The organism is Deltaproteobacteria bacterium, from assembly GCA_016219225.1.
Classification (GTDB): Bacteria; Desulfobacterota; RBG-13-43-22; order RBG-13-43-22; family RBG-13-43-22; genus RBG-13-43-22.
Map to the genome: position 1 here is coordinate 1 of JACRBX010000156.1, position 12,790 is coordinate 12,790.

Below are 12,790 nucleotides of genomic sequence, written 5' to 3' on the forward strand. Positions count from 1 at the left end.
AGTCCTGAAGAGGTCTTCAGGATTATAGAGATCAAGACAGGAGAGACGATGGACATTGATGTCTTCGTCGAGCAGGGGGTCGGGAGGGCCGGAGACCACATCAACCTGATGGCCCAGGTCCTTCAAGGCCCGGCTCAAATTTTTCAGATAGACGCCCTGACCGCCGCAATGGGGATTACTCCGGTAGCTTAACAGACATATTCTCAGGGGGGCTTGATTAGCTCTCAGGTCCATAAGATCTCATGGTGACACGATGGTTATCTCCGGCCAATGGATTCGGCCTCCCCATCTACGGCCTTGTTTCGGGTTTTTCCTTCCGAGCGACCGTTCGCTTTTTCGGGTTTTTACCATAGAGGGGCTTTGATGTCAATTTAAAAACACCAGGAAGGGCCTTGCCTTTTATTTGATAAGAGCTTATTTTTAAAAATAAAACAAACAGGAGTTATTATGCCGGAACGATCACGCCGAAAATTTTTAAAGGAAATATTTTTTAGCTTGGGGGGGTTGGCCATAATGGCCGAGCCCCTGGTTTCCATTTGGGCCAGAGCCTGGGGGATAGTGAAGAAAAGACTTTTACCCAGGGGAACGCCCCGTGAAAGCCTGATAAACGAAAACCCCAAAGATTTAGATGCCGGCCAACTGGAGTTGACTCCGATAAAAGACTTTGAAACCATGGGATTGTCCGATCATAAAGTGGATCCGGATCATTGGACCCTCAAGGTGGAGGGGATGGTGCTGAACCCTTTAAGTCTTTCCTATGCCCGGATTAAGGCCCTTCCTGCCATAGAAAGAAAGGTTTTAATGATCTGTCCGGGTTATTTTGCCAATCAGGGGTTGTGGAAAGGGGTCTCGATCCGGACCCTGCTCCAAAAAGCCAAGGCCAAACCCGGGGTAAATCATATCACCATCAGCGGACCGGAAGGGGAGTACAGCAAACCGGAGCGATTTCCGATTCAAGATATTGTTTCCGATAAGGTTTTTCTGGCATACCAGGTCAATGGATCCGATTTGCCTCAAAAGCACGGATTTCCATTACGCCTGGTGGCTGAAGATTATTATGGCTCTTTCTGGGTTAAATATGTGGATTCCATTCGGGTGGAAAAGGTTTAATTCATAATTTCTTCATAAAGTCTCCATAATCTCCTCAGATTTTTTTATTATAATTTTCTTAAAATTTAAAAGGAGGATCACGTTATGAAAAAATTTATTATGATGAGTATTATAGCTGTTACCCTGATTGCCTTTTATGGGTATAGTCAAGCCATGGGTGGCGGCAGGGGCGGCGGTGGTGGGGCCATGGGCGGATCTATGGGAGGTCATCCAGGGGCCGCCGTGGGGGGCACCGGAAGCATGACCGGGGGTATGACCGGCGGCAGCAATATGGGCCCGGGGATGGGTTCAGGTCCGGCCGGGACTATGGCCGAAATTCCCGGTATGTCCAACTGGGGGAGCAGCAGGGCCGGAAGCACCGGTTTTATGGGCACTGGGCCTGGAACAATGACGGGCCCCACCCATCCGATGACCGGTGGACAGACCGGGACGACCGGTCAGGGCATGGGGACCGGCTTCCAGGGGCATAGCCATCAAGGTGAACCGGGAGGTACTGGCAGCCCGATGGGTCAGGAGCCCCAGTCAGGAATAACGAAATAAATCTTTGATCCAATTCTTCCTTGAAGGCGGGAAGGGATATCGCCTTCCGCCTTTTAAGGAACCTTCCAAAAGTTTCTTTCCTTCCCAAAGGCAAGGGGAAACTCTAATCTGAGTTTCCCCTTGCTTTTTAAATTTTCCACTTTAATATTATAAAAGATAGCTCTTGTTCACCGCAGAGACGCGAAGAACGCAGAAGGATATCTTAAATGTCCGCCGAAAGAAAATGCCTCCTCACCCCGGGGGCCATACTCAATGATAAGTGGATGATTATGAACCTGGTGGGCAAGGGGGCTATGGGAGAGGTTTATCGGGCCCATCAGTTAAACTTGCAGCGGGATGTGGCCATAAAGATCATATCCGCCGATTGGCTTCAGACGGCCGAAGATGAGGGCAAGGAGTCCGAAAATATTATTCAAAGGTTTCGTCGTGAATTTCAGGCCATGGCTCAGGTCCGACATCCGAATGTCTTACAAATATATGATTATGGGGCTTGCTCCAGCCCAAAAGAGGAAGGGCGTTTTGATATTGATTACATTGTCATGGAATATATTCCCGGGGCCACCTTGCGGTTCACCCTGTCCGATGAAGGCTTCGAACCGGATGAAAAATTGATTAAGGATTGGATTCAGGAATATTTTTTGCCTGTTCTCGACGGCGTTCAAGCCCTGCACGCCCTGGGAATCGTCCACCGTGATCTGAAGCCTGAAAATATCCTCCTGGATGGGACCATCCCCAAGATTACCGATTTCGGGCTGGCCCGTTCCTCCCGTCTCAAACCCCTTACCCAGACCGTAGACTCCCAGGGGACATTAAATTATATGCCTCCTGAACAATTTGTTGATTTCAAAAGGGTAGATCAGCGGGGAGACCTCTTTTCTCTGGGACGGATTCTCTATGAAGCCATAACCGGAAAAATTTCTAAAGAGACCATTCCTTTCAAGACAGTAAAGCTGGCCAATCCGACCACCCCGTTTCTTCAAACCCTGGATCGTATTGTCCAATGGGCCACGGCTGAAGAACGGGAACAACGGCTGGATTCGGTTGAAAAAATGCGCCAATTGCTTAAAGAAGCCATCCGGGAGTTCGAAGCGGAAAAAAACAAAATGAATATCCCGGCCTTGCCTGCACCCTATCCCAGGTGGGTCCATCCCAGATGGATCTGGGGTGGAATAGCCCTGACCGTAGCGGCTGTTTTAGGGATGACCCTTTGGCACCTGTTGGGGAATCCTTGATTGAGCTTAGTTCGAAAATAGATTTTTGGCACGGATTTCACGGATTACACGGTTAAAGCCTTTGATTGGTCTATTTTCATGTTTCGTGGTGCCCCGCTCAGGGGGGTATGAGGGTTTAGATGGAAAACGGATGGAAACTTACGCCATAACCCACCGGGGGTTGAAACGGAAAGAGAACCAGGATCGGTTTTTTATCCGGGAATGGGATGATCAGACCATCCTTGTGGCCGTGGCCGACGGGATGGGGGGAGAGGCCGGTGGGGGGCTGGCTGCACAGATATCCATAGAAGCTGTCAAAGAGTTTACCCCTGACCCGGCCGCCCCGGAAGCTTTCTTAAAAAAAGCATTCCAGACCGCGGCCCTAAGAATCCATGAGGAAGTCCGAAAGGATTTCCGGTTAGACGGAATGGGTACGACCTTGACCGGGGCCTGCATAAAAAACGGGATGACTTTCTGGGCCCATGTGGGCGACAGCCGGCTTTACCTTTTCCGGGAGGGAGATTTGACCCAGATAACGGAAGACCATACATTCGTCAATAGCCTCGTAAAAGACGGAGTTATCACCAGAGAGGAGGCCGAAAGGCATCCCATGCAAAATATCCTGCTCCACTGCGTCGGTTGCGAGCCTATGGAGGTAAGCTCCGGCCGGTTCGAGGTTTTCAAAGGGGACCTGATCCTTCTTTCCACCGACGGACTGCATCACGAGGTCCTGGAGAAAAAGATAAGCTCCATCCTGGCCGGGGAAACCGGCATCAAGGAGAAATTTGAAAGACTTCTTAAGGCTGCTTTGGAGGCCGGCGGCCGGGATAATATTACCCTGGCGGGGGTGAGGGTTTAGTTCGAAAATAGAGTTCGGAGTTTAGAGTTCGGAGTTCGGAGTAAACCATTTTCATGCTTCGTGGTGACCCAATGGGGCATGGGGGTTTAGTATGAAAATAGGGGTCGGGGGTCAGTTGAAGAGAAAGTTGCAAGTTTCAAGTTTCAAGTTGCAAGGGGAAGAACCTTGAACCTTGTACCTTGCCCATCGTCAATGGTCTGCCCTTTATCCTTCTCGGAAGGGGGGAGAGGGGATGAAGGTCCAACAGAAAGGAAAACGAAGTGTCATGATGGGAGTGAATCTATTCGTCAGGGGAATGGCCGTGCTGGTTTGGTTGGCACTGGCTTCCCCTGTGCCGGCTCAAACCGGTTCCCTTAAACCCGAAGACCTTTGCCTCGGCGGAAAACCCGGTGCACCTATCCGGGTGGAAGTCTTTTCCGATTATCAATGCCCTTCTTGCCGGGGGTTTTATCTCGAAACCATCCGGCCGCTGTTGAAAGAGTATGGGCAGGATAACAAGGTTTGCGTTATTTATTATGAGTTTCCTCTGAACAGCCACAAATTTGCCTTCGAGGCCTCCCGGTATGCCGTGGCCGCAGGCCGTCTGGGGAAGGATCAAAGGCTGCGGGTCATGGAAGCCCTCTATGAAAATCAATCCAGGTGGGCAGCCGACGGGAAGATTGAAGCCGTGGTGGATGGCGTACTATCAGCGGAGGAAATGGATAAGGTCAGGAAGTCCCTCAAGGATCCATCCATAGATCAACCCATCCACCAGGATATAAAACTGGCCAACTAACGTCGGGTAAATTCAACACCGACCTTTTTTATTTATGCCAACGGTCGGGAGCAGAAGGTTGTGGGGAAAATCTCCTACCCCGTCCTTAAGGATTATCTGAACCGGATGCTAAAGGGGATGAAATGATCTATCGCATCCTGCATTGGGCCTGTCGAATTTTCCTGGGTGGGATCTTTTTATATTCCGGCTTCACCAAATTAGAAAATTCCCTGCAGTTTGCCGCCGCTGTCGAAGGATACCAATTGTTATCCCCTGGTTTAGTCCTTTGGGTCGTAAAGATACTTCCCTGGCTGGAGATCGTCTTAGGGGGAGTCCTGCTGCTGGGCTTCAAGATCCGGTATACGGCCGCTCTGGCCGCTTCGCTGCTTCTCTTTTTCACCCTTATCATGTTGGCAACTTACCTTCAGGGCATCGAAACCGACTGCGGTTGCTTCGGAGTAGGCGAGCGGATTTCACCTTTAACCCTGGTCCGGGATGCCCTTTTCATCCTGCCGGCCCTGTCCCTGGTTGTCCTGCCCTGGTGGGAACGCAACATCGGGAGATCAAACAGGAAAACCTGATTATGATGGATCAAAAAGTCCTGGTCATTGAAGATGAGGAAAAAATTTCCGGGATCGTCAAAGCCTATCTGGAACGGGAAGGTTTTACTGTGACCCTGGCCGATAACGGGGAGAAGGCCCTTCAACTGGTCAAAAGGGCCTATGACCTGATCATTCTGGATTTAATGCTTCCGGATATGGAAGGGGAAACCTTGTGTGCCCGGATAAGGGAATATTCCGATGTGCCGATCATCATGCTCACGGCTAAAAGCTCGGAAGATGAACGGGTGAGGGGTCTGGGTCTGGGGGCCGACGATTATGTGATTAAACCCTTCAGCCCGAGGGAACTGGTGGCCCGGGTGAAGGCCCATTTGAGGCGGTCCCAGAAAAAAGAAAACCGGGTTTTGTCTTTTAATCGGGGTCTTCTCAAAATAGATACTCTGGCTATGGAAGTTCGAAAAGGAGACCGGTCCATACCCTTTACGGCCACCGAATTTAAAATCCTGCTTTATCTGGCCCAAAAAGACCAGGTGGTGATCAACAGGACTCAGATCGTAAACAAGGTCCTGGGATATGCGTTCGAGGGATACGATAGGGTCATTGACGCCCACATAAAAAATATCAGGCATAAAATCGAGGAAAATCCCCAGAGCCCTTTCTTTATCAAGACCGTTTACGGGGCCGGATATAAATTTATCGGCCGGCCGGATGATCAAGGGGCCTGATGAAAAACAAACTCTTCAGGGCCTTTCTGGTCGTCATTCTGACCGCCCTGTTATCCAGCTTTGTTTTTCAATGGCTTATTATTAAAGACTTTGACAATTATGCCGCCGGAGTAAAAGAAGAGGAGTTTCGCTGGATCCGAGCTTCCCTGGAGAGCAGTTTTCTGGACGGTCAATGGGACAAACGGGCCTTATCGGAATCCATTCATTGGGCCATGATGTTGGGACTGGATATGAAGGTCCTTAATGTTCAAGGTCAGAAAATGTTGACCTCCCAGGAAGCCCTGGATGCCCTCTCGGAAAGCATGAAGCACCAAATGGCCGACCTCTTCCTTCTTCCTCTCACCGGCGGGCCATACGATCAATATCCACTCTATTCGCATCGCCAAAGGATCGGGACTCTTTTATTCCGCCCCCTTCTCAAGAAAGAATTAAAAGAAAAGGAGACCATATTTAAAAACCGGGCCAATAATTTTCTGTATGTGTCTTTGTTGATCACCGGTTTAGGGGCTTTGCTTCTGGCCCTGATCTTCAGCCGGTATCTCTCCAGGCCTTTGACCAACTTAAATAAGGCGGCCCAAAAAATTGCTGCCGGAGAGTTTGATGTTCGCATTCCTTTAAAAGCCGCTGTAAGACCTCAAAAAGTTATGCGAAAAAAAAATGAAAAAAGCCCGGAACCTGATGAGATAGCCAGGCTTTCAAAAACCTTTAATTTCATGGCCGCTTCCCTGCAAAAGGAAGAGGAACTGAGGAAGCACCTTTTATCCAATATCCATCATGAATTGAGGACCCCGTTGACGATCATGAAAACCCATATTGAGGCCATGATGGACGGGGTTTTAACCGATCAGGAAAAGGGATTGGAGGTCATCAGAAGCGAGACGGAAAAATTAATCAGACTGGTTAAAGGGATTGAGGATATTACCCTGGCCGAAGCGAGTTTTTTCAAAAAGGTCAAAGGAACGGAAATTAATCTTAAAGAGTTTATTTCCGGGCTGATAAACGGGCTGGTGGCCATGGCTCAGGGAAGGGGACTCTCCATAGGAGTGGTTAATGATGCGGACCTGATTGTCAATACCGATGTGGAGAAGCTGGAAATCGTTTTACAGAATATCCTCTCTAACGCCCTGAAGTTTACCGAGCGAGGGGGGATCGGGATAGATTTCGGAAAGAAAGGGAAATCCTTTTTTATTGCAATCAAAGATTCGGGCAAAGGGATCCCTCCGGATAAAATGCTATTGATCTTTAACCGCTTTTATCAAATACAGCCCTCCGACCCTTTGGGGTTGGGAATGGGGTTGGCCATCGCAAAAGAATTGGTCAACGCCCTGGGGGGAACCATCGAAGTGGAAAGCCGGGAAGGCCAAGGAACAACCTTCACAATAATTCTTCCGGCCACCATGGAATGATGTATAGACTGACCTTTTCCCCGCGGAGGTGAACTATGACCGTAATCGATCCGGTCTGCGGCATGAGCATCGAGGAGAAGGAGGCCGCTGCCACAACCGTTTATGGCGGCAGGACATATTTCTTTTGCTCCCCCTCGTGCCGGACGGACTTCGACAAGGACCCTGAATCTTTTCTTGGTGTCAAAGCAGCACCCGTTTCTGAGCCCCCGCACCATACCGGTGGCCGGCTTTACACCTGCCCCATGCACCCGGAAGTCGTCCGGGATGGGCCGGGCACCTGCCCCATTTGCGGCATGGCCCTGGAGCCGCGAACGGCCTTTACCGAAGAAGAAAACCCTGAATTGATCGACATGACCCGCCGCTTCCGGGTCAGCCTGGTCCTTACTATCCCATTGTTCGTCCTGACCATGTCCCACTACTTTACCGATGTCCTGATGAGGGCCATCCCTCCGGTGGCTTCAGCCTGGATCGAACTGGCCCTGACCACCCCGGTGGTGCTTTGGGGTGGCTGGCCTTTCTTTGTCCGGGGCTGGCAGTCCATAGTTAATCGCAGCCCCAATATGTTTACGCTCATCGGCCTCGGCACGGGTGTGGCTTATGGCTACAGTGTCATAGCGGTTCTCTTTCCCGGGGTCTTTCCCTCTTCCTTTCGTGGGGAAGGTGGAAGGGTGGGTCTTTACTTCGAGGCCGCGGCCGTCATCGAGACCCTGGTGCTGTTGGGTCAGGTGCTTGAGTTGAGGGCCCGGAGCAGGACCGGGGCGGCCATCAAGGTTCTTCTGGGTCTTGCCCCGAAGACAGCACGGCGAATCGAGGAGGGGAAGGAGGAGGATATTCCCCTCGACCGGGTGGCCGTTGGCGATCTTCTCCGGGTCCGCCCCGGCGAGAAAATCCCGGTGGATGGGATAGTCGTTGAAGGGTTCAGCGCAGTAGACGAATCCATGGTCACCGGAGAGCCGGTTCCGGTCCGGAAAGAAAAAGGCGACCGGGTAATCGGGGCTACGGTGAACGTCACGGGCGGCTTTATTATGCAAGCAGAGAAGGTGGGGGCGGAAACGCTTCTGTCCCGGATCGTCCAAATGGTGGCCGAGGCCCAGAGGAGCCGGGCTCCCATCCAGAAGATGGCCGATGCCGTGGCAGGTTACTTTGTTCAGGCAGTAGTAGGGATTGCCTTCCTCACTTTCGTCATCTGGGCCTGGATAGGGCCTGAGCCCCGTATGGCCCTGGCCCTGATCAATGCGGTGGCCGTTTTGATCATCGCCTGTCCCTGTGCCCTGGGACTGGCCACCCCCATGTCGATTATGGTGGCCATGGGAAAAGGGGCCATGACTGGAGTGCTCTTTAAGAACGCCGAAGCCATTGAGGTCATGAAGAAAGTAGACACCCTGGTGGTGGACAAGACCGGGACGCTCACCATCGGCAAGCCAAAGCTGGTTGAGGTGGCGGCCGCCCGAGGGTTTGAAGAGAAGGAGATTCTCCGTTTGGCAGCGAGCCTCGAACGGGGCAGCGAACATCCCCTGGGAGCCGCGATCGTGAGCGGCGCCGGGGAAAGGGGTGTAAGCCCGGGAACTGTAGAGACCTTTCAGTCCGTCACGGGAAAGGGGGTGATCGGCAGGGTCGACGGGAAAGAGGTGCGTCTCGGCAACCGCTTGTTTCTCGATGAACTGGGAATTGAAAGCCAGGCCCTTTCAGACCAGGCGGAGGATATGCGCGGGCAGGGCGAAACCGTCATGTTCATCGCAATTGATGGGAGAATCGCCGGCCTGCTGGGTGTCGCCGATCCGATCAAAGAAACAACGCCCGAGGCTATCCGCCTGCTCCAGGGCGATGGGTTGCGCATCGTGATGGTTACGGGAGACAGCCGGACGACAGCCGAGGCGGTGTCGAAAAAACTCGGTCTGGACGAGGTTGTCGCGGAAGTCCTGCCTGACCAAAAGGCCGTCATTGTCAAACAGCTTCAGGCCCGGGGCAGGATCGTAGCCATGGCCGGGGACGGCATCAACGATGCTCCTGCACTGGCGCAAGCCCATGTGGGTGTTGCCATGGGCACCGGCACCGATGTGGCCATAGAAAGTGCCGGCGTTACCCTGGTGAAAGGCGACCTCCGGGGGATAGCCCGGGCCAGGGCCCTCAGCCGCGCCACCATGCGGAACATCAAGGAAAACCTCTTTTTCGCCCTGATTTATAACGCCCTGGGCGTACCCATCGCCGCCGGTATTCTTTATCCATTCACGGGGATTCCCTTGCGCCCCGTCTTTGCGGCCGCGGCAATGAGCTTCAGTTCCGTTTCGGTCGTCGGCAATGCCCTGAGATTAAAACGAACAAAGCTTTAAGACAGAGTCTGATAGGGGCCTGTTTGATGGCCTATCATTGTAAAAATGATGCGGGTTAAAGGAGAATGAAATTGCTGAGACATTCCGAAATCAGGCAGATCGATGACTATGAGAAACTGGTCGGGCCGGAGGCCATTGAACGGATCAGGAAAAAGGCCAGCACCCTCCGGCATCTCCATGTGGCCAATATCAATTCTACCTATTACGGAGGGGGTGTGGCGGAACTCCTGAGATCACTTACCCTCCTGATGAACAGTATCGGCATCAGGGCGGGATGGAGGGTCATTCAAGGCGCCCCGGATTTTTTCACCATCACCAAAAAGATGCACAATGCCCTTCAGGGAGCGGAGATCAACCTCAGCGCTCGCAAGATGGACATCTATGAAGAGGTCATTTACGAAAATTCCATACGGAACCATCTGGAGCGCCACAATATGGTCGTTATCCATGATCCGCAGCCCCTTCCCATGATCAATCACTACAAGAAAAACGGACCCTGGATCTGGAGATGTCATGTAGACCTCTCCAATCCCAATAAGAAGTTGTGGAATTATCTCCTCCCTTTCATTAACCGATACGATGCTGTAATTTTCAGCATTGAAGAGTATAGAAAAAAGCTCAGAACGCCGCAGCTTTTTTTTATGCCGGCCATTGATCCCTTTTCCATTTTGAACAGGGAGATGGGCGGGGAAGAGATCAAAGAACGCCTCGATCATTATAATATTCCAACCGACCTGCCTCTCATCGTGCAAATTTCCCGTTTCGATCGCTGGAAAGATCCCCAGGGGGTGATCAAGGTATTTAAAAGAGCCAGGAGGGAGGTGGAGGCCACGCTGGTTCTTCTGGGGAATGTGGCGACAGACGATCCCGAAGGAATGGAGGTTTACGAATCCCTTCTGAATTACCGCGAGGATCGGATTATCATTTTAAGCTGTCAGGACTCGGCGCTGGTAAATGCCCTTCAACGAAAAGCTTCTATTGTTCTCCAGAAGTCGATTCGGGAGGGCTTTGGTTTGACCGTGGCCGAGGCCATGTGGAAAGGGACACCGGTGATCGGAGGAAATACCGGTGGCATCCGATATCAGATCCAGGATGGTGTGAACGGTTTTCTTGTTTCAAACATTAAGGAGGCGGCCGAGAGAGTGGTTCATCTGGTCAAAGATAAAAAATTGCAGGAACGGATGGGCAAGAAAGGAAGGGAGATGGTCAGGAAAAATTTTCTTCTCACCCGTTACCTGGAGCAATATCTCGATCTGTTTAATTCTTTTGAAACCATCTATCGACTGAAAGGAAAAAGTTTTAGTTAAAATATTACAATGACTGTCAGGGAGCGCGTCAAAATAAGGTTTGTCTTTTTATAATATACAGGATTTGCCCTATGGATATAATTTATGGAGACTAATATATTGAATGCATGGAGACTGACCGGGAAATTTGGGCCTTGGAATTGGGGGCCAGGGCCTTAAAGGAAGGCGTTCGATTTAAAGTCTGGGCACCCAAGGCCTCCCGCCTCTCCCTGAAGGTCCCCGAAAAATACAAAGAAATCCCCATGGATCCCGAGGGCCGGGGATATTTTACCGCCTGGGCCGAGGAACTCGGGCCGGGGGCAAGGTATTATTATCTTCTTGACGGAATCCGGCCGCGTCCCGACCCGGTTTCCCGCTATCAACCCGGGGGGGTGGATGGGGCTTCTGAGGTCATCGATCCTTCGGCCTTTGAATGGCAGGACCTTTTATGGCCGGGCCTTCCTTTAGAGGAACTGCTTCTTTATGAGATACACACCGGCGTCTTTACCCCCGAGGGGACTTTTGAAGCGATCATTCCTCATCTGGATTATCTGAAGGATGAACTGGGGATAACCGCTATCGAGCTGATGCCGGTGGCCCAATTTCCCGGCCGCAGAAATTGGGGTTATGACGGGACTTACCTCTTTGCCCCGCAAAACAGCTATGGGGGACCATTCGGCTTAAAGGCCTTGATCAACGCCTGCCACCAAAAGGGATTGGGGGTGTTTTTGGATGTGGTTTACAACCACCTGTGGCCGGAAGGGAACAATCTTGGAGAATTCGTCCCTTACTTCACCGACCGGTATAAGACCCCCTGGGGGCAGGCTGTCAACCTGGACGGACCGGAAAGTGATCAGGTCCGCCGGTTTATCATCGATAATGCCCTTTATTGGGTGACCGAGTATCATCTGGACGGGCTGCGGATCGACGCCGTGCAGGGGATCTTTGATTTCAGCGCCCGGCATATCCTTGATGAGCTGAAAAAGGCTGTTCAACAACAGGCCGGGAAGTTGGGGCGACAGGTGGCTGTGATAGCCGAAAGCGATCTGAATGACGTGCGGATTATCAACTCCCCTCAAAGGGGAGGATACGGTCTGGATGCCCAATGGAATGATGATTTTCATCATTCTCTGCATGCCCTCCTGACCAGGGAACGGGACGGTTATTACAGGGACTTTGGGGATATCAGCCATCTGGCCAAGGCCGTCCGCCAGGGGTTTGTTTACAGCGGTCAGTTTTCTCCCTATCGCCGGCGGCGGCACGGCAGCCCATCGGGCCACCTTCCGCCGGCCAAGTTCGTCGTTTTTTCCCAGAATCATGATCAGGTGGGAAATCGGGTTGAAGGGGAGCGGCTCAGCGCCCTGGTATCCTTTGAAGCCTTAAAGCTGGCCGCCGGCCTCGTGCTGCTCTCGGCCAATATCCCCCTTTTGTTCATGGGAGAGGAATATGGCGAAAAGGCCCCCTTTTTCTATTTCATCAGCCTGTCGGATCCGGTGTTGAGCGCGGCCGTCCGCCAGGGGAGGGAAGAAGCCCTTCCCGCCTCTTTTGACCGTCAGGCAGCGGCCGATCCCCAGGACAGGACCTCTTTTCTCCGCTCCAAAATTCATCCTGAGCTGCGTCGCCAGGGAAATCATAAAACCCTGTTTGAATTTTATCAGACCCTCATCCGTCTTCGAAAAGAAACTCCGGCCTTATCCCATCTGAAGAAAAAGGGCCGGGGAATCAGGACCTGGCCGGAAAAGCAAACTTTAGTCATGTTCCGCCGCTATGAAGAGGAACAAACGGCCTGCTTTTTCAATTTCCATGAGAAGCCCCAAAGGATTCAAACCATCCTTGGGCCGGGGATCTGGGAAAAGACCCTGGATTCCTCTTCCAAGAAATGGCTGGGTCCTGGGAGTGTAAGTCCGGACCGTATTCAATCCAAGGGAATGAGGATCTTTCTGGAAATGAACGCCCAAAGCCTGGTCCTTTACCGCCATCCCGAATCCTGAAAGCTGGGAGTTGAAAAC

Annotated in this window: 12 protein-coding genes; 11 read left to right on the forward strand and 1 reads right to left on the reverse strand. The window is 51.9% G+C overall.

The annotated features are described in order from the left end of the window. Positions 1-234: glycosyltransferase (locus tag HY879_13540; GenBank protein MBI5604364.1), on the reverse strand; the 234-nt coding region annotated here is incomplete at its 3' end. 213 nt (positions 235-447) lie between these two features. Here HY879_13540 and HY879_13545 point away from each other — a divergent pair. The 11 genes from HY879_13545 to treZ all read left to right on the forward strand — a co-directional run bounded on the left by HY879_13545 (position 448) and on the right by treZ (position 12,772). After that, positions 448-1,110 (forward strand): molybdopterin-dependent oxidoreductase, encoded by a 663-nt coding sequence (locus HY879_13545; protein ID MBI5604365.1) that lies wholly within the window; start codon positions 448-450, stop codon positions 1,108-1,110. An 84-nt stretch (positions 1,111-1,194) separates the two neighbouring features. Further along, positions 1,195-1,650: a hypothetical protein gene (locus HY879_13550; protein ID MBI5604366.1), complete on the forward strand. Its 456-nt coding sequence runs from the start codon at positions 1,195-1,197 to the stop codon at positions 1,648-1,650. Positions 1,651-1,856: 206 nt separating this feature from the next. Further along, entirely contained in the window at positions 1,857-2,882 is a 1,026-nt protein-coding gene (locus tag HY879_13555; protein MBI5604367.1) for a serine/threonine protein kinase, read from the forward strand. Positions 2,883-3,012: 130 nt separating this feature from the next. Continuing rightward, positions 3,013-3,720, forward strand: a complete 708-nt coding sequence (locus HY879_13560) for a serine/threonine-protein phosphatase (GenBank protein MBI5604368.1) — start codon at positions 3,013-3,015, stop codon at positions 3,718-3,720. A 232-nt stretch (positions 3,721-3,952) separates the two neighbouring features. Next, positions 3,953-4,495, forward strand: a complete 543-nt coding sequence (locus HY879_13565; GenBank protein MBI5604369.1) for a thioredoxin domain-containing protein — start codon at positions 3,953-3,955, stop codon at positions 4,493-4,495. Positions 4,496-4,617: 122 nt separating this feature from the next. Then, the gene (locus tag HY879_13570; protein ID MBI5604370.1) at positions 4,618-5,055 is read left to right on the forward strand and encodes a DoxX family membrane protein; all 438 of its coding nucleotides are present in this window, start codon (positions 4,618-4,620) and stop codon (positions 5,053-5,055) included. Positions 5,056-5,060: 5 nt separating this feature from the next. Continuing rightward, positions 5,061-5,759, forward strand: coding sequence for a response regulator transcription factor (locus HY879_13575; GenBank protein ID MBI5604371.1), 699 nt, complete (start codon positions 5,061-5,063; stop codon positions 5,757-5,759). Next, the gene (locus tag HY879_13580) at positions 5,759-7,165 is read left to right on the forward strand and encodes a HAMP domain-containing histidine kinase (GenBank protein MBI5604372.1); all 1,407 of its coding nucleotides are present in this window, start codon (positions 5,759-5,761) and stop codon (positions 7,163-7,165) included. The genes HY879_13575 and HY879_13580 overlap by 1 nt, the downstream gene beginning before the upstream one ends. Positions 7,166-7,200: 35 nt before the next feature. Next, on the forward strand, positions 7,201-9,495 hold the full coding sequence (locus HY879_13585) for a heavy metal translocating P-type ATPase (protein ID MBI5604373.1): 2,295 nt from the start codon (positions 7,201-7,203) through the stop codon (positions 9,493-9,495). Between the two features lie 65 nt (positions 9,496-9,560). Then, positions 9,561-10,802: a glycosyltransferase gene (locus HY879_13590; GenBank protein ID MBI5604374.1), complete on the forward strand. Its 1,242-nt coding sequence runs from the start codon at positions 9,561-9,563 to the stop codon at positions 10,800-10,802. A gap of 107 nt (positions 10,803-10,909) precedes the next feature. Further along, positions 10,910-12,772 (forward strand): malto-oligosyltrehalose trehalohydrolase, encoded by a 1,863-nt coding sequence (gene treZ, locus HY879_13595; GenBank protein ID MBI5604375.1) that lies wholly within the window; start codon positions 10,910-10,912, stop codon positions 12,770-12,772. Positions 12,773-12,790: the final 18 nt, after the last annotated feature.

Excerpts from the sequence above, each read along its gene's own strand:
- HY879_13585 (MBI5604373.1), top strand. The coding sequence starts at position 7,201 with ATGACCGTAATCGATCCGGTCTGCGGCATGAGCATCGAGGAGAAGGAG.
- HY879_13560 (MBI5604368.1), top strand. The coding sequence starts at position 3,013 with ATGGAAACTTACGCCATAACCCACCGGGGGTTGAAACGGAAAGAGAAC.
- HY879_13550 (MBI5604366.1), top strand. The coding sequence starts at position 1,195 with ATGAAAAAATTTATTATGATGAGTATTATAGCTGTTACCCTGATTGCC.
- HY879_13580 (MBI5604372.1), top strand. The coding sequence starts at position 5,759 with ATGAAAAACAAACTCTTCAGGGCCTTTCTGGTCGTCATTCTGACCGCC.
- HY879_13555 (MBI5604367.1), top strand. The coding sequence starts at position 1,857 with ATGTCCGCCGAAAGAAAATGCCTCCTCACCCCGGGGGCCATACTCAAT.
- HY879_13575 (MBI5604371.1), top strand. The coding sequence starts at position 5,061 with ATGGATCAAAAAGTCCTGGTCATTGAAGATGAGGAAAAAATTTCCGGG.
- treZ (MBI5604375.1), top strand. The coding sequence starts at position 10,910 with ATGGAGACTGACCGGGAAATTTGGGCCTTGGAATTGGGGGCCAGGGCC.
- HY879_13570 (MBI5604370.1), top strand. The coding sequence starts at position 4,618 with ATGATCTATCGCATCCTGCATTGGGCCTGTCGAATTTTCCTGGGTGGG.
- HY879_13565 (MBI5604369.1), top strand. The coding sequence starts at position 3,953 with ATGAAGGTCCAACAGAAAGGAAAACGAAGTGTCATGATGGGAGTGAAT.
- HY879_13590 (MBI5604374.1), top strand. The coding sequence starts at position 9,561 with ATGAAATTGCTGAGACATTCCGAAATCAGGCAGATCGATGACTATGAG.
- HY879_13545 (MBI5604365.1), top strand. The coding sequence starts at position 448 with ATGCCGGAACGATCACGCCGAAAATTTTTAAAGGAAATATTTTTTAGC.